Raw genomic sequence first — 16,917 nt, forward strand, 5'->3', positions numbered from 1 at the left:
TGCCTTGATACTTGCGATTATTCCAGCAATGATGAGGACTATATTTCTTACATCCTCCATTTTTTCACCTCCTTTTCTATATCTTTATTATACAACATCTACTAACTATAGTCAACAGATATTTGGTATTTTTTTCTACTTTTTTATATGAAAAAACCAACCTATTTTGGTTGGTTTAATCTTTCCATATTCTATCCTTACGTTCAAACCCTCTAGCTTTATCGCCATATAAATAATCACTCATTAATTGACTGGTGAATGCTTTTAATTCCTCTGTGGAATACTCTAACAGCTCATTATTCATCGTGTATTTACCATTTTTCAACCGTTTCACATCTATACGATACCTCGAATGTAATTCATCCTTCAACTTATAAAAGTCTTCTTGCATCCGTTCGATAATGGATTCCAACATATCTTGATACAGATTTCCTAATTTAACTTTTTTGAAGTTCTCAAGATCTTGCTTAAATACCTTTATAGCCATTGGCATTGCTATGTACTTGGATAACATCTCTTGACTCAATAATAACACCTCACTTAAGTGGTTAAACAACGACTATTTATAATATCGCAGCTTATGTATATTTGAAATATAATAATTATAATTTATATCTTGAATAGAAACAAGTGTTCGTATATAATTAATGCAAACAAGTGTTCTTAAAGGTGGTATTTTTCGTGAAGGGATTAATGGCGCGATCAATTGAAAGCAAAGAAAAAATTGTCATCTTTTATATTGATAGAAATAATAATATTACTCAACGTTATATCCGCATTATTAGTTTTGATGAGGAAACTGTTATAGCATTTTGTTTCTGGCGCAAGAAGATAAGAAATTTTAAAATGAAAAATATTCTATCTGCGGGACCAATTAAAAATAGAATGGGTGCATAAGTAAATATAGCTAATCCTAAAAGCAGATTATCTCTGCTTTTTTTATGACCAAATACATATCATATTACTATATAATATAGTCATATGACCCAAAAACAATCGGAGGGATAATATGTTAAATCAGCAGCGGTCAGAACTAACAAAGTACAATGATTATAAATATATCGTATATGCTCGTGTTTCCAGCGGAAAAGACAGTCAAAAAGACTCTGTACCCAACCAAATTGATATTTGTCGTTATTGGTTGGAACAAAATAATTTCGAATGGGAGGATGATTCAGTACTAATTGATGAAGATAAATCAGGAACTCTATTTATAGAACGGGAAGCAATGCAATTAATTTTGGAAAAAGCAAGAAATAGAGAAATTAAAATGGTAGCTTTTAAGTCTATTCACCGATTAGCAAGGGATCTTAAAGATGCGCTAGAAATCAAGGAAGTATTACTTGGGCATGGGGTGAGGGTAGTTACTATTGAAGAAGGCTACGATAGTCAAGTTGAAGGTAAAAATGATATGAAGTTCGAAATGTATTCTATGTTTGCAGCACAACTACCTAAAACTATTTCTGTATCAATTAGTTCCGCATTAGCTGCTAAAGTTCGCAGGGGGGAACATATTGGAAAGGTACCTTATGGCTATGAAAGAATTGACAAGAAATTAGTTGTTAAGGCAGATGAAGCTGAAATCATTAGAAAAATATACAATTGGTATAATGAAGGATATGGATTTAAAGCAATCACTAATATGTTAAACGAAGGATTGGAAAGTGGAGAATTCTTGCCCCCAAGAAGTAAAGGGAAATGGCAAGTAACCACTATTCAACGTATTATTAAAAATCCAACATTTTGTGGAATATTAATTTTAAATCAGTATACAACAATAAAAGTTGATGGAAGAAAAAAACAAATTCGAAACCCCGAAGAAAAATGGACAATTTTCGAAGACCATCATCCTGGTATTGTTTCTAGAGATGTTTGGGAAAAGGCAAATAGTAAACCTGTAATTAATAAAAAGAAGAAAATATCTCCTTGGAATGAATTTAGAGGGTTATTGAAATGTGGGAACTGTGGTTCTAATATGGTTATTATGCAATCATGGAGAAAAAAGAAAGATGGAACTAAGACAAGATGGAGATATTTAAAGTGTAGCGCATATAGACGAGGTGGTACTAGCATGTGCCAAAATCATGTACCAATTACCTATGAAGATTTTAGAGAGTTTTTAGTAGGCATATTAAAGGAAAAAGGCGAGGAAATGGTATTTGATTTTAATAATGTTTATGGCACCCACAAGAAGCAGCAGATTCTCAAGTTAGAGAAGTCCATTGAAGAATACCAGAATAAAAGTAAGGAACTACTAGATATACGTCTTAATAGGTTAATTGACAATAATGAATTTGAAGAAAAACGCGCTGAACTAGATAAGTTGATTAAAAGTGCCCAAGATAAATTGTTTATATATAATAAGGAAGAAATTAGTAATAAGACGGTGAAGAATGTCAAAGAGGCGTTTGATGAGATTGATAGAAAAGACCAAGACATTTTCCATGCACTACAAGTAATCATTGATTATATCACTATACATATAGATGGCAAAATTGACATTCATTATAACTTTGATATAAACAAATAATATTTTTTTGCGATTTGCTCGCTAATGGTATGCATAGCATTTGAAATGTGATTACGGACAGTTTTTTCAGATATAAACAATTCCTGGGCAATTTCTTTTGTTGTTTTGTCTTGAACTAAGAGCTCGAATACTTCCTTCTCTCGTTTAGTTAATAATTGCTTCGGCTTGTAGTCGTTGTCCTTCAAATGTTAACCCCTCCTTGCTGTCATAGAGCTGCAGTATGGAGGGCAATTATTTAGTCACTAATAGCTTATGTGATGGATATTAAACGGTGCGCACATTTATCCATAGAAAAAAATATATTAATATACACCCTTTTCACTATGAAAATGTCTCTTTTTTTAAATAAACGATAAGTTTTTCGAGCTTTTATGATAAAATATGACTATACTTATGGAAGTTCGGGAGGTTAAAACTTGGATAAAAACCACATCTCTTCAGATGCGATTGCAAAATTAGAAAAGAAACTCCGACATATATCGGGAGGAATAAAACAAAATGGAAGAAAGATATTAAATAACTATCCGATAACAAACCCACAATTTATAGCGCTTCAATGGCTACAAGAAGAAGGCGATCTTACGATTGGAGAGTTGTCTGCTAAAAATGGGTTAGCATTCAGCACGACAACCGATTTAGTTGATCGGATGGAGAAAAACGGACTTGTTGAAAGAATTCGTGATACGAATGATCGTCGAGTCGTTCGTATTCATGTTCTAGAAAAGGGTAAAAGAATCATTAAGGAAGTAATAAAAAAACGTCAAGATTATTTAGGGGAAGTATTAGAAACCTTTTCTGAAGAACAAACATCAACGTTAATTGAATTATTGGATTTACTATATAATCAGATGAAAACTGTTAATGAAAAATAATAACACCATAGAAGAGGCGGTATTTTTGAATAAACCAATTGGTGTCATTGACTCAGGTGTCGGTGGCTTAACTGTTGTACATGAATTAATGAGGCAATTGCCTAAGGAAAGACTTGTGTATCTTGGAGATACATTGCGTTGTCCTTATGGACCAAGAACTGCTGAAGAAGTTAGAAGATTTACGTGGGAAATGGTTGATTTTTTACTAACGAAAAATATTAAGCTGTTAGTTGTTGCGTGTAACACAGCAACTGCGTACACGTTAGCTGAACTTCAAGAGAAGCTTTCGATTCCTGTGATTGGAGTAATACAACCAGGAGCAAGAGCAGCGATTAAGTTTACAACCAATAATCATGTTGGGATTATTGGTACAGAAGGAACGATTCGTAGTAATGCTTATTTAGATGCTCTTCACACCATCAAGTCTGATATTGATGTATATGCACTTGCATGCCCAGCTTTTGTTCCGATGGTGGAGAAAGGAATTCTTTCTGGTGATTATGCGTTAGATATTATTGCTCAAACACTTCTTCCACTAAAACAGTTTAGTAACATGGATACGTTAATCTTAGGATGCACGCATTATCCATTATTAAAAGATGTCATTCAGGAGGTAGTGGGATCGCAGGTTACGCTAATCTCATCTAGTGAAGAAACGGCTAGAGAAACAAGTACTATATTAGAGCTACAACAGATGCTAAATGAAGAAAATGAACAGTGCAACCACCAGTTTTATACAACTGGAGATGTTGAAATATTTACTTCTCTAACAAATCGAATATTTAATAGTTCAATCGATAATCTTAAGTCCGTGTCGATTGAAAAGGTCGTTATATAAATCGAGATTCTGATATTCATCAGGATTTCGGTTTTTTTTATACTTAAAATTCTTTTCATCTGGTCTAAATTTTGGGATAGGCTCGTATACATAAAAGTACAAACCATCGTAGGAGGGAATGACATGAGAAAGCGACTATTACTAACGCTTTTCGCAACATTTTGTACATTAGTTCTATTAACTGGATGTTTCCAAGGAGAACAATCATCACCCGATATGGATCCGCCTCAAAATGCACAAGCGGTTGATAATGCACAGGAGCAAACGACAGACACAGAATCGGAAGGAAATGAATCCGATACGGAAACTGCTGGTACAGAAGACACCGTTCAGCGCCAATTATTTTTACTTGATTCAAATGGATTAGTAGCACCCCAGACGGTTGACCTTCCGGTGCCAGACTCAAAAGAAGTCGCATCACAGGTTCTAGAATACTTAGTGAAGGACGGACCAGTTACATCGCTATTACCAAATGGTTTCCAAGCGGTACTTCCAGCTGGCACAGAGGTTCTTGGGTTAAGTATTGAAGAAGGAACAATGGTTGTTGATTTATCAGAAGAATTTAAAGAGTATGCCGCAGAAGATGAAGTACGAATCCTAGAGGCGATGACATTTACGTTGACACAATTTGATAGTGTCGAGCGTGTAAAGCTTCGAATAGAGGGAGAAGCTCAAGAAGCAATGCCGGTAAATGGTACACCAATTGCTAATGGATATTCACGAGCAAACGGAATTAATATTATTCAATCTGATACAGTTGACTTGATTAATAGTGAAGCCGTTACCATGTTTTTCCCAGCTGAACATGATGAAAACCGTTATTTTGTTCCAGTTACAAAATATGTAGAGGTAGAAAACGGTGATGTTCATAAGGCTATTGTAGAAGCATTAATTGAAGGTCCAACTTACGAAACAAATTTAATGCAAGTGTTTAATGACCAAACTGCATTACTTGACACACCGAAGCTGGATAGTGGCATTCTACAGCTAGTGTTCAACCAAGATATATTAAAAGGTGATGCGAAGAATGCAGTGATTGCAGATGAAGTAATGGAAACCTTGGTTCGTACATTAACAGAGCAAGGTGGTATTGAAGCTGTTAATGTCAAGGTAGAAAATGTAGAGCAAATTGCCAATGAAAGCGGCGAAGTATATACGGAACCTGTCACTAGAGATTTCTTTATTCCATCTGAAAAATTGTAATAGATGCATGTATAGAGGGACTATAATATAGTTCCTCTTTTTTCTATGAGGTTAGAAGAGCATCAATTGAAATAAGGTGATTCTTTTGTGTAAAATATGATAAGCTAAACGGAGACAAGGAGGAGTTATAATGAGAACTGATCAACGAAATACAAACAGCTTACGACCTATTACGATTACTACTAATTTCATCAAGCATCCTGAAGGCTCTGTTCTAATACAAGTAGGAGAAACAAAAGTAATTTGTAACGCAACGATAGAAGACAGGGTTCCTCCTTTTATGCGTGGCCAAGGAAAAGGCTGGATAACGGCAGAATATGCGATGTTACCAAGAGCAACTCAAGAAAGAAACATTAGAGAATCCTCAAAAGGGAAAGTCACAGGACGTACAATGGAAATCCAGCGGCTAATTGGGCGGGCATTACGTTCTGTAGTAGATTTAGAAAAAATTGGTGAAAGAACCGTTTGGATTGATTGTGATGTCATTCAAGCCGATGGAGGAACACGGACAGCTTCTATAACTGGTGCTTTTGTCGCGATGGTGTTGGCATTTGGAAAGCTTCTGGATTCGAATACGTTAAAAAAGATGCCTGTTACGGATTTCTTAGCAGCAACTTCAGTCGGGATCCTACCTGATGGAACTGGAATATTGGACCTGAACTATGAAGAAGATTCAAAAGCAAATGTCGATATGAATGTCGTCATGACAGGTTCAGGTGAGTTTGTAGAAATACAAGGTACTGGTGAAGAAGCAACGTTTTCAATGGACCAATTACATATTTTATTAGAGCTTGCAAATGAAGGGTTAAGTGAAATATTTGAAATGCAAAAGAACGCATTAGAAAAGTTAGCTTCTCGAATTGGCGAGACAATGGAAGATAAAGGTGACAGCAAATGAAGGAAATACTAATTGCAACAAAGAATGCAGGAAAAGCAAAAGAATTTAAGGTGTTATTTGAACGATATGGTATACACGCTAAATCTTTGTTAGACTTGGCTGAAGAAGTTCCTGATATTGAAGAAACCGGAGTAACCTTTGAAGAAAATGCAGCATTAAAATCAGAAGGAATCGAAAAACTGTTACATATATCGGTGATGGCAGATGATTCTGGACTGGAAATTGATGCGTTGGATGGTCGACCAGGAATTTACTCTGCTCGTTATGCTGGTGAGCCGAAGGATGATAAGAAAAACATTCAAAAAGTATTACAGGAATTGGCAGATGTTCCTAAGGAAAAACGTACTGCTCGATTCGTTTGTGTTTTGTCAGTAACGATTCCTGGACAACCAACTCTCTTTAAAAAGGGCTATTGTGAGGGGGCTATTGCCTTTGAAGCGAAAGGAGAAAACGGGTTTGGGTATGATCCTATCTTTATTCCAAATGGTTACAGTACAACAATGGCAGAATTAATGCCAGAAGAAAAAAATAAGATAAGTCATCGGAGAAATGCTATGATTCAATTAGAGGATTGGATCAAAAATCAATAATTTCTGGAGAGGATTATCATGACAAGTGTTGTAATCTTAAGTGATAGCCATGGTCTTAGAGAGGAAATCTTAGAAATACGAGCTCGCCATCAGGCGGATTATGCTATTCATTGCGGTGATTCGGAATTAGAAGAAAATGCAAAAGAGCTGGAAGATGTTATTACCGTAGCAGGTAATTGTGATTTTACCTCCAGCTTTCCGACCGAACAAAAGAAAACAATTGATGGAGTAACTTTTTTTATTGTTCATGGTCATCTTCATCAAGTAAAAATGAATCTATTGAATTTGACATATCGTGCAGATGAAGTTAATGCAAGTATCGTTTGCTTTGGACATACTCATATTGCAGGTGCAGAAAAGGTTGGACAGAAGCTTTTTATTAACCCTGGAAGTATACTTCTACCTAGAATGAGACCTGAAAAAACCTACACAGTTTTAAGCTGGCAAGCGATTAATTCAATTGAAGTAAATTATTTTACTTTAACTGGCGATAGAGTCGATGGACTTTCCTTTGTAACATCGATTAACTAGTGTGATAGAGGATGCTTCTCTCATTTTCTATGAAGAGGCATCCTTATCCATAAAAGTTTTCGGTAAATTAGAACATTAATAAAGGTGTTGACATTAAAAACTAAAATACATATAATAATTCTTGTGACCAAAAATGAGATTTGCATTTTACACATGCGGGTGTAGTTTAATGGTAAAACTCCAGCCTTCCAAGCTGATGTCGAGGGTTCGATTCCCTTCACCCGCTCCATACATATGTCCCAGTAGCTCAGCAGGATAGAGCAACAGCCTTCTAAGCTGTGGGTCGGGAGTTCGAATCTCTCCTGGGACGCTACGTAAAGAAACCTATAGCCTAGGTTTCTTTTTTACTATATGGATAACTGTATCCTTTTGCGTCAATCGTTTAAACTAGATAAAAAGGAGGGAAGCCATGCAAAATGGAGATGAGAACGTAATCCTTTTTCCAAAATGGGAAACCTCGCTAAAGGATGAGAGCTTAAAGGATTTGCAGGAAAAACGCTATGGAGATGCACTTGAAAAAATGGATGCATTATTACGCTTTAATGTTCAAAATCATGAAATTCTTACTGGTAAAATTATTTGTTTAGTGGAATTGGGTCGATATGAAGACGCTGAAGCGCAGTGTGAAGAAGTTCTCCGAAATAAAGATGAACACTACTATCATTACCTTCATCTTTATTTGACAATACTATTTCATACGAGTAAATATAGCCTGTTAATGGAATTGATTGAAGATGAACTTAATTCTGATGCGTTGCCACCTGTATTACGTGAGCAGTTTCTTCAGTTATACGATATGAGTGAGAAGTTAGATTCCGATATTAAGGTGGATAAGTCATCCAAATACATTGATGAGCTATTAGCAGCTGTCTCACAGTCAAATCATGTGAAGCAATGGCAAATTCTAACGAAATTACGTACGATGAAGGTAGAGCCGGATAGAAAAGTAGTTCAATTATTAACGAATCCGGAGGTTCATCCAGTGATAAATACCGCAATATTTCATTGGCTTCAGGAATTGCAGTATTTGGATGAAATTGTGGTGCATAAAATGGGCTTGCAAATGCACGTAAAACCATTGGAAGTACCAAACATCACCGATCATCAAACATATCATATGACGATGAATTATTTAAAAGAGTTAGAGCAACAAAATCCAACTATGTATCAATTCTTAGAACAATTACTTTATCGGTTTAGTTTTGTTCGCTATCCAATCTTTCCAGTCCAGGAGGAAACGGAGTTTATAGCTAAGGCTTTAATTCAGTTTAGTAACCAGTTAGTTGATGAGAACTATGCCCCAGATGAAGTAGAGAAAGTTAAAATGTACTTAGAACAAATCATACATTTTGAACAACTATATTTATCTATCATAGAGGATTAAGATTCTCTTATTGCTTGAAGTACATAACAATTATGATATAATAAGATGGTTGCAAATTTGAGAGAAGTATTTAGAATAAGTACTTAAAACCAAAAATTGAATCTAATTAATGAAACTAAGTAGTTAATGGAAATAATAGATTTTGGAGGGAAAATTATGTCAGCAAAATGGGAAAAAAAAGAAGGTAATGAAGGAGTATTAACATTTGAGGTTTCAGCAGAGGAATTTGAAGTTGCTTTAGACAAAGCTTTTGCAAAAGTTGTGAAAACTGTACAAATTCCTGGATTTAGAAAAGGGAAAATTCCTCGTCCGATATTTGAAAAACGTTTTGGTGTTGAAGCATTGTATCAAGATGCTGTAGACATTGTGCTTCCAGATGCATATGTAAAAGCAATCGATGACGCTGGTATTGATCCAATAGATCAACCTGATGTTGATATTGAACAAATTGAAAGAGGTCAAACATTAGTATTCACTGCTACTGTTACTGTAAAACCAGAGGTTAAACTTGGGGATTACAAAGGCCTTGAAGTAGAAGAATTAGATGCTAGCGTTACAGATGAAGATGTTGAAAATGAATTGCAACAACTTAGAGATCGTCATGCTGAATTAGTAGTAAAAGAAGAAGGTGCTGTTGAAGAAGGCGATACAGTTGTTATGGATTTCGAAGGATTCCTTGACGGAGAAGCGTTTGATGGTGGAAAAGGTGAGAACCATTCACTAGAAATTGGATCTGGTCAATTTATTCCTGGATTTGAAGAGCAATTAGTGGGTAAGGAAGCTGGAGTTGAAACAGATATTCAAGTTACATTCCCAGAAGATTACCATGCTGAGGAACTTGCTGGTAAAGAAGCAACTTTTAAAGTAACAATTCATGAAATTAAATCAAAAGAACTTCCAGAGCTTGACGATGAATTTGCAAAAGACGTTGATGAGGAAGTAGAAACATTAGAAGAATTGAAAAACAAAAAACGTGAGCAACTTGAAGCTGACAAGAAGCAAAGTGCTGAAAATGCAAAACGTGAAGAATTAATTAATAAAGCATCTGATAATGCTGAAGTTGAAGTTCCAGATGTGATGGTTAAATCAGAGCTTGATCGTATGATGCGTGAATTTGAACAACGTTTACAAATGCAAGGCATGACACTAGATCTTTACTATCAATTCTCTGGTCAAGATGAAGCTGCATTAAAAGAGCAAATGAGTGAAGATGCAAGTAAACGTGTTAAAACGAACCTTACATTAGAGGCTATTGTAAAAGCAGAAAATCTTGACGTGTCTGAAGAAGATGTAACTGCTGAATTAGAAAATATGGCTAGCATGTATGGTACAGATATTGAGCAACTAAAACAAATGCTTGGCGGAAGCGCTGATGCATTAAAAGAAGACTTATTGTTCCGTAAAGCAATTGATTTCTTAGTGGAAAATAGTAAGACTGTTGCATAATCTGGCTAAATAATGGATACAATGTACAATAAAAAACAAGGTGCGAAGTTTCGTGCCTTGTTTTTTTACCTAGATAAGGGTTTTGTTTAGTAATTTTCATGAATATTTAGTATCATAGAATTCAAGGACTTACAGAATAAATATCAATTTTATTATGGATTGTGACATATACTAAAATTGATTAATAAAATACAAACAAGCAGAGTAGGTAATCAGTGCAATCGTTAATGGAAAGCCAAATAATTGTTTTAGAAGACTTACAATCAACACTTAAAGTATATTATTTTGTTTTCTAAATTTGTTCTGATATGATATCTATTATAACTGTAATGTTTATTTCCAGTGTTTATCGATTGAAACTTTAGGGGTGAAATGTAATGTTTAAGTTTAATGAAGAAAAAGGGCAGCTAAAATGTTCATTTTGTGGAAAAAGCCAAGAGCAAGTACGCAAATTAGTTGCTGGTCCTGGCGTTTATATATGTGATGAGTGTATTGATTTATGTACGGAGATAGTAGAAGAAGAACTAGGTACAGAAGAGGAAATGGAATTTAAAGAAGTTCCAAAGCCGAGAGAAATCTGTGAGATTCTAAATGATTATGTAATCGGACAAGAAAAAGCAAAGAAGAATCTTTCTGTAGCTGTTTACAATCATTATAAACGGATAAACTCACCAAAAAGTAATGATGATGTAGAACTATCTAAAAGTAATATTGCAATGATTGGTCCAACAGGTAGTGGTAAAACCCTATTAGCACAAACACTTGCAAGGATCTTGAATGTGCCGTTTGCAATGGCGGACGCAACTTCACTTACAGAAGCAGGATATGTTGGGGAGGATGTTGAGAATATTCTTCTAAAACTTATTCAGTCAGCTGACTATGATATTGAGAAGGCAGAAAAAGGGATTATATATATAGACGAAATCGACAAGGTTGCACGTAAATCAGAAAATCCTTCCATCACAAGAGATGTATCTGGTGAAGGTGTACAACAGGCACTTCTAAAGATTCTAGAAGGTACGGTCGCAAGTGTTCCACCTCAAGGTGGGCGTAAGCATCCACATCAAGAGTTTATCCAAATAGACACTACTAATATTTTGTTTATTTGTGGTGGAGCATTTGATGGAATTGAACAAGTAATAAAAAGAAGACTTGGTAAGAAAGTAATCGGTTTTGGTGCTAATGAGAAACAAGCAGAATTAGATAAAGGACAATTGCTTTCCAAGGTGCTTCCTGAAGACCTACATCGATATGGTTTAATACCAGAGTTCATTGGAAGACTTCCTGTAATTGGTAGTCTAGAACCGTTAGATGAGGATGCTTTGGTAGAAATATTAACGAAGCCAAAGAATGCACTTGTGAAACAGTATCAAAAGCTATTCCAAATAGATAATGTAGAATTAGAATTTGAAGAAGAGGCTTTAATTGAAATTGCTAAAAAAGCAATTGAAAGAAAAACAGGTGCACGTGGATTGCGATCTATAATCGAATCAATCATGCTGGATGTCATGTTTGAGCTTCCTTCAAGAGAAGATATTAATAAATGTGTCATTACAAAAGATACAGTAGTAAATGATAATGGAAGTCCAAAGCTATACTTCACAGACGGTACAGTTTCAGAAGAAATTAAGAAGCTTCCAAAGGAAAGCGCCTAATTTTTTCTAATGGAAACATGAGGCTGACTAGGATAAATGGCTCCCGATCAGGTACAAAACTTGAATGGGCTGGTCAAACCTAGTTAGCCTTTTCTTCTTTATATTATTAGAATTACTTAATCTGACTAGGGTAGACTAAGGGAGATTATTTATCTTCCTAACCCAAAGAGGACTATTTATTACAAGTGGTTATTATTTTACAAAGTAGAATCACTTCTATAAACTTTAAGGAAATAATATACATAATGATTTTAAATATAAATTAAATGCTTGGAGGTACATAAAAATGACAAACGATTCAAAACAACTTCCCCTCCTCCCATTACGTGGTTTATTGGTTTTTCCTACAATGGTTTTGCACTTAGATGTAGGAAGAGATAAATCGGTTGCTGCTATTGAAAAGGCAATGGTTGGCGATCAAACAATTTTTCTAGCAGCACAGAAAAGGGTAAGCATTGATGATCCAAGTCCTGAGGAAATATATCGTATTGGTACATTTGCTAAAATTAAGCAAATGCTGAAGCTTCCGAACGGAACCTTTCGTGTCCTAGTTGAAGGGTTATATCGTGGTGAAATTCTTCGTTTTATTGAAAACGACGATGAATTTGTGGTTGATGTTCAAGAATTAGAAGAAATACCAGGTAATCGTTTAGAGGAAGAAGCTTTAATGCGTAATTTGCTTTCACAATTTGAGCAGTACGTGAAAATTTCAAGAAAAGTAACACAAGAAACGCTTTCTACAGTAGTTGATATTGAGGAACCAGGAAGATTAGCTGATATTATAACATCACATATTTCCTTAAAGATAAAAGAAAAACAGGAATTGTTGGAGATTGTTAATACACAAGAAAGACTGCAGCATCTAACTAATCTGATTTCGAATGAAAAGAAAGTTTTAGATTTGGAAAAGAAAATTGGACAACGTGTGAAGTCCTCTATGGAAAAAACCCAGAAGGAATATTATCTGCGGGAACAGCTAAAGGCAATTCAGAAGGAGCTTGGAGATAAAGAGGGGAAATCGGGCGAAGTAAGCGATTTACGAGAAAAAATTGAAAAATCGGATATGCCAAAGCGGATTATGGAGGTTGCGCTTAAGGAGTTAGGCCGCTATGAAAAGGTTCCGCAGTCCTCAGCAGAAAGTTCTGTCATCCGTAATTATCTTGAATGGCTGTTATCACTTCCATGGACAGCAAAATCCCAAGATACTATAGAAATTAACCATGCGAAAGAGATTTTGGATGACGAACATTATGGACTTGAAAAAGTTAAAGAGCGAATTTTGGAATACTTGGCTGTACAAAAGCTAACTAATTCCATCAAAGGACCAATTCTTTGTCTAGTAGGCCCACCAGGTGTTGGAAAAACCTCCTTGGCAAAGTCAATTGCTAAATCTGTAAATCGAAATTTTGTAAGGATTTCACTTGGTGGTGTGCGGGATGAGGCGGAAATCCGTGGGCACCGGAGAACTTATATTGGCGCGATGCCAGGACGAATTATCCAAGGTATGAAAAAAGCAAAAACGGTAAACCCTGTATTTTTATTAGATGAAATCGATAAGATGTCGAATGATTTTCGTGGGGATCCATCCTCTGCAATGCTTGAGGTACTTGATCCTGAACAAAACAGTAACTTCAGTGATCATTTTATTGAAGAAACATACGATTTATCCAATGTTCTCTTTATTGCTACGGCCAATTATGTAAATAATATACCTGGTCCTTTACTTGACCGTATGGAATTAATTTCTTTATCAGGTTATACCGAAATAGAGAAGTTACATATTGCGAAAGAGCATCTTGTACCAAAGCAGTTAAAAGAAAATGGATTAAAAAAAGGAAATCTTCAAATCCGTGATGAAGCATTAATGAAAGTAATTCGATTATACACACGTGAAGCAGGAGTTCGTACATTAGAAAGACAAATAGCAAAAATATGTCGTAAAGCAGCTAAATTAATTGTGTCAGATGAAAGAAAGCGAGTAGTTGTTACGGAAAAGAGTATTGCCGAATTAATTGGTAAGCCAATATTCCGTTATGGTCAAATGGAAAAAGAAAATCAGATTGGTGCTGCAACAGGTCTAGCCTATACATCAGTGGGTGGAGATACATTATCAATTGAAGTAACCCACTATCCTGGTAAAGGTAAATTAACGCTTACAGGGAAATTGGGAGAAGTTATGCGGGAATCAGCTCAAGCTGCATTTAGCTATATCCGTTCTCGTGCACAAGAGCTAGGTATCGAATCTGATTTTTATGAGAAATATGATATTCATATCCATGTTCCAGAAGGTGCAACACCTAAAGATGGGCCATCAGCCGGGATAACAATGGCAACTGCCTTAGTATCTGCACTAGCGAATCGGGCTGTAAAAAAAGAAGTAGCAATGACTGGAGAAATTACGTTAAGAGGGCGTGTACTCCCAATAGGTGGTTTAAAGGAAAAGACGTTAAGTGCACATCGGGCAGGCATCACTACGATTATTTTCCCAGAGGATAATCAGAAAGATTTAGATGATATTCCGGATAGTGTGCGTCAGGAATTAACCTTTATTCCAGTTGACCATTTGGACCAAGTATTAAAGCATGCCCTAGTGGAGGAGAAACATGAAAGTAACAAAAGCTGAGATTGTTATAAGCGCTGTAAGTCAAAAACAATACCCGAATGATATGTTACCTGAAGTTGCATTAGCAGGACGTTCGAATGTAGGGAAATCATCTTTCATTAACAAATTAATTAATCGAAAAAATTTAGCACGTACTTCCTCTAAACCAGGAAAGACACAAACATTAAATTTTTACCGTATTAATGATGCATTCTATTTTGTTGATGTTCCTGGTTATGGATATGCCAAGGTTTCTAAAACAGAAAGAGAAAAATGGGGAAAGATGATGGAGGAATATTTTCAAACAAGGGAATCGTTAAAAGCGGTACTGCTTATCACAGATATCCGTCATGAACCAACTAGAGATGATATCCAAATGTATGATTTTTTAAAGCATTTTGATCTTCCAGTAGTAGTAGTAGCGACAAAAATGGATAAAATTCCAAAAGGAAAACGTGCCAAGCATCTTAAGCGTACGATAGAAACCTTACAGGTTGAGCAAGGTGATCTTGTTCTTCCTTTTTCTGCTGAAACAGGGGAAGGAAAGGATGAAGCTTGGGGTATATTAAATAAATATTTATGAATATACGATGTAGAAAAAAGGTTCCTAAGTTAATTAGGAACCTTTTTTTGGTAATTTTGATTATCCTAGCGTTTCATGGAGTATCCCATAGCATTTATAAGGTATGAATAGTTATTTATCCACAGTACCAAATATTCCGAGCTCAGTGTAATTTATCAGATTATTTACAATTAGTTGTCTAATCGTTTACTTGATATAATTTTGTAGTGGGAGTTGTGTTATTGTAATTCAATAAAATTAAGGAGAGGGTTAATTAATCTTATGAGAAAACTGAAAATTACACTTTTTTTCGCGTTAATAATGGTTGTACTAGCAGCATGTGGAACAAAAGAGTCGGATGAGGAAAATACAAATGGTGCAACTGATGATAATGCTGGTTCTGAATATGGACTAATAGAAGATGGTAAGCTTATCTTTGCAGCATCCGGAGAATTTAAACCGTTTAGTTATATGGAAGGAAATGAAATGGTTGGTTATGATATTGCCGTTGCAGAAGCAATTGCGGAAAAACTTGGCTTAGAAGCTGTACAGCAAAAAGCAAAGTTCTCTGGAATTGTTACTGGAGTAAATGAAGGTCGATATGATGTTGCAGTTGCTAGTCATACGATTACAGATGATAGATTGGAAAAGGTTAATTTTTCTGACCCATACTATTACTCTGGACCAGTTATTTATACAAGACCAGATAGTGATATTCAATCCGCTGAAGACCTCAAGGGTAAAGAGATTTCCGTATCTAGAGGTTCTACTTATGTCGAAATGGCAGAAGAGTACACGGACGATATTAAACAAGTAGATAGTGATGTTGTAGCACTTCAATCACTAGCATCTGGTCATCATGATGCCGTTATCACAGACGATATTACCGGTCAAACAGCCATTAAGAATGGCCTAGAGGTTGAAAACAGAGGTCAATTAGGAATCAGTGAACAAGCTATAGCGGTTAATAAAGAAAATGAAGCATTACTAGAAGCAATTAATGAAGCGCTACAAGAGCTTAAAGATAGTGGCGAGCTTGCAAAACTTTCAGAGGAATGGATTGGTGTTGATATTACTCAAGAGCCTGAGGAGCTTGAATAAGGAAAGCCTAGCAGATAAACCTTAAGGAGTTGGAACACTTGTCTCATTTTTTTGATGTATTTGTAAATAGTTATGACTTGTTTTTAGAGGGTCTGAAGATAACCCTACTACTTTCTGCGGCATCTTTACTTATCGCTTTTATTATTGGGTTATTCTTCGCAATCCTGAAGATATCCAAAATAAAGCCGTTAGAATGGATAGCGGATGCTTACATTTGGGTTATCCGAGGAACACCATTAATTGTACAGATTTTTGTATTATATTATGGAATAGCAGAAATTATTTTAATAGATGAATTCTGGGCTGGAGCAATTGGTTTAGCGATTCACAGTGGAGCATATATTGCTGAAATCATACGTGGAGCAATTCAATCCATTGATAAGGGACAAATGGAAGCTGGTAGATCGTTAGGTATGACCAAGCTCCAAACCATGCGCAGGATTATACTTCCTCAAGCCTTTCGTCGAGCGATACCTTCCTTAGGAAATCAATTTATTATTGGTATTAAGGACTCCTCACTAGTATCTTTCATTGGAGCACAGGAATTATTTGGCGTCTCTAGCTCCTTAGGATCAAATTCATTTGATTTTCTGACATTCTATTCGATTGCGGCTGTTTACTATCTATTTATTGTATTAATCTTAACAGCTATTGTGAATAGGATAGAAAAGAAATTAGGGAAAAGTGATTAAGGAGGAGACCGAA

The 16,917-nt window shown here is 35.6% G+C and carries 17 protein-coding genes and 2 tRNA genes; 17 read left to right on the forward strand and 2 right to left on the reverse strand.

Features of this window, described 5'->3' with window-relative positions:
* Positions 1-175 precede the first annotated feature (175 nt).
* The gene (locus tag ABC228_RS00695) at positions 176-526 is read right to left on the reverse strand and encodes a YhjD family protein (protein ID WP_345823168.1); all 351 of its coding nucleotides are present in this window, start codon (positions 524-526) and stop codon (positions 176-178) included.
* 155 nt (positions 527-681) lie between these two features.
* On the opposite strand from ABC228_RS00695, the gene ABC228_RS00700 reads away from it, so the two are divergent.
* A complete protein-coding gene (locus ABC228_RS00700) occupies positions 682-897 on the forward strand; it encodes a hypothetical protein (RefSeq protein ID WP_345823169.1) in 216 nt (71 codons plus the stop codon).
* Between the two features lie 112 nt (positions 898-1,009).
* Positions 1,010-2,530, forward strand: a complete 1,521-nt coding sequence (locus ABC228_RS00705) for a recombinase family protein (RefSeq protein WP_345823170.1) — start codon at positions 1,010-1,012, stop codon at positions 2,528-2,530.
* Here the strand turns inward: ABC228_RS00705 and ABC228_RS00710 are convergent.
* Positions 2,506-2,715 carry a helix-turn-helix domain-containing protein gene (locus ABC228_RS00710; RefSeq protein ID WP_345823171.1) on the reverse strand — a complete coding sequence of 70 codons (210 nt, stop codon included), beginning with the start codon at positions 2,713-2,715 and terminating at the stop codon, positions 2,506-2,508. The genes ABC228_RS00705 and ABC228_RS00710 overlap by 25 nt on opposite strands.
* A gap of 231 nt (positions 2,716-2,946) precedes the next feature.
* Between ABC228_RS00710 and ABC228_RS00715 the strand changes: the two genes are divergently transcribed.
* The 15 genes from ABC228_RS00715 (at position 2,947) to ABC228_RS00785 (ending at position 16,904) form a co-directional block, all read left to right on the forward strand.
* Positions 2,947-3,402, forward strand: coding sequence for a MarR family winged helix-turn-helix transcriptional regulator (locus ABC228_RS00715; RefSeq protein WP_345823172.1), 456 nt, complete (start codon positions 2,947-2,949; stop codon positions 3,400-3,402).
* A gap of 25 nt (positions 3,403-3,427) precedes the next feature.
* Positions 3,428-4,240, forward strand: coding sequence for a glutamate racemase (gene racE, locus ABC228_RS00720; RefSeq protein WP_345823173.1), 813 nt, complete (start codon positions 3,428-3,430; stop codon positions 4,238-4,240).
* Between the two features lie 123 nt (positions 4,241-4,363).
* Complete coding sequence (locus tag ABC228_RS00725; protein ID WP_345823174.1) at positions 4,364-5,443, forward strand: GerMN domain-containing protein; 1,080 nt, start codon at positions 4,364-4,366, stop codon at positions 5,441-5,443.
* Positions 5,444-5,573: 130 nt separating this feature from the next.
* Positions 5,574-6,341: a ribonuclease PH gene (gene rph, locus ABC228_RS00730; RefSeq protein WP_345823175.1), complete on the forward strand. Its 768-nt coding sequence runs from the start codon at positions 5,574-5,576 to the stop codon at positions 6,339-6,341.
* A complete protein-coding gene (locus ABC228_RS00735; protein ID WP_345823176.1) occupies positions 6,338-6,931 on the forward strand; it encodes an XTP/dITP diphosphatase in 594 nt (197 codons plus the stop codon). The genes rph and ABC228_RS00735 overlap by 4 nt, the downstream gene beginning before the upstream one ends.
* Before the next feature lie 18 nt (positions 6,932-6,949).
* Complete coding sequence (locus ABC228_RS00740; protein WP_345823177.1) at positions 6,950-7,462, forward strand: metallophosphoesterase family protein; 513 nt, start codon at positions 6,950-6,952, stop codon at positions 7,460-7,462.
* 155 nt (positions 7,463-7,617) lie between these two features.
* Positions 7,618-7,691, forward strand: a tRNA-Gly gene (locus ABC228_RS00745).
* 7 nt (positions 7,692-7,698) lie between these two features.
* A tRNA-Arg gene (locus ABC228_RS00750) sits at positions 7,699-7,772 on the forward strand.
* 99 nt (positions 7,773-7,871) lie between these two features.
* Complete coding sequence (locus ABC228_RS00755; protein ID WP_345823178.1) at positions 7,872-8,846, forward strand: tetratricopeptide repeat protein; 975 nt, start codon at positions 7,872-7,874, stop codon at positions 8,844-8,846.
* 156 nt (positions 8,847-9,002) lie between these two features.
* Positions 9,003-10,292, forward strand: coding sequence for a trigger factor (gene tig / locus ABC228_RS00760; protein WP_345823179.1), 1,290 nt, complete (start codon positions 9,003-9,005; stop codon positions 10,290-10,292).
* Between the two features lie 377 nt (positions 10,293-10,669).
* A complete protein-coding gene (gene clpX / locus ABC228_RS00765; protein WP_345823180.1) occupies positions 10,670-11,947 on the forward strand; it encodes an ATP-dependent protease ATP-binding subunit ClpX in 1,278 nt (425 codons plus the stop codon).
* Positions 11,948-12,233: 286 nt separating this feature from the next.
* The gene (gene lon, locus ABC228_RS00770) at positions 12,234-14,570 is read left to right on the forward strand and encodes an endopeptidase La (RefSeq protein ID WP_345823181.1); all 2,337 of its coding nucleotides are present in this window, start codon (positions 12,234-12,236) and stop codon (positions 14,568-14,570) included.
* Positions 14,551-15,132: a ribosome biogenesis GTP-binding protein YihA/YsxC gene (yihA, locus tag ABC228_RS00775; RefSeq protein WP_345823182.1), complete on the forward strand. Its 582-nt coding sequence runs from the start codon at positions 14,551-14,553 to the stop codon at positions 15,130-15,132. Before lon ends, yihA begins: the two co-directional genes overlap by 20 nt.
* Positions 15,133-15,393: 261 nt before the next feature.
* Complete coding sequence (locus ABC228_RS00780) at positions 15,394-16,212, forward strand: transporter substrate-binding domain-containing protein (protein ID WP_345823183.1); 819 nt, start codon at positions 15,394-15,396, stop codon at positions 16,210-16,212.
* A 29-nt stretch (positions 16,213-16,241) separates the two neighbouring features.
* Positions 16,242-16,904: an amino acid ABC transporter permease gene (locus ABC228_RS00785; RefSeq protein WP_345823184.1), complete on the forward strand. Its 663-nt coding sequence runs from the start codon at positions 16,242-16,244 to the stop codon at positions 16,902-16,904.
* Positions 16,905-16,917 lie beyond the last annotated feature (13 nt).

It is taken from the genome of Ornithinibacillus xuwenensis, assembly GCF_039614845.1.
Lineage (GTDB): Bacteria > Bacillota > Bacilli > Bacillales > Amphibacillaceae > Ornithinibacillus > Ornithinibacillus xuwenensis.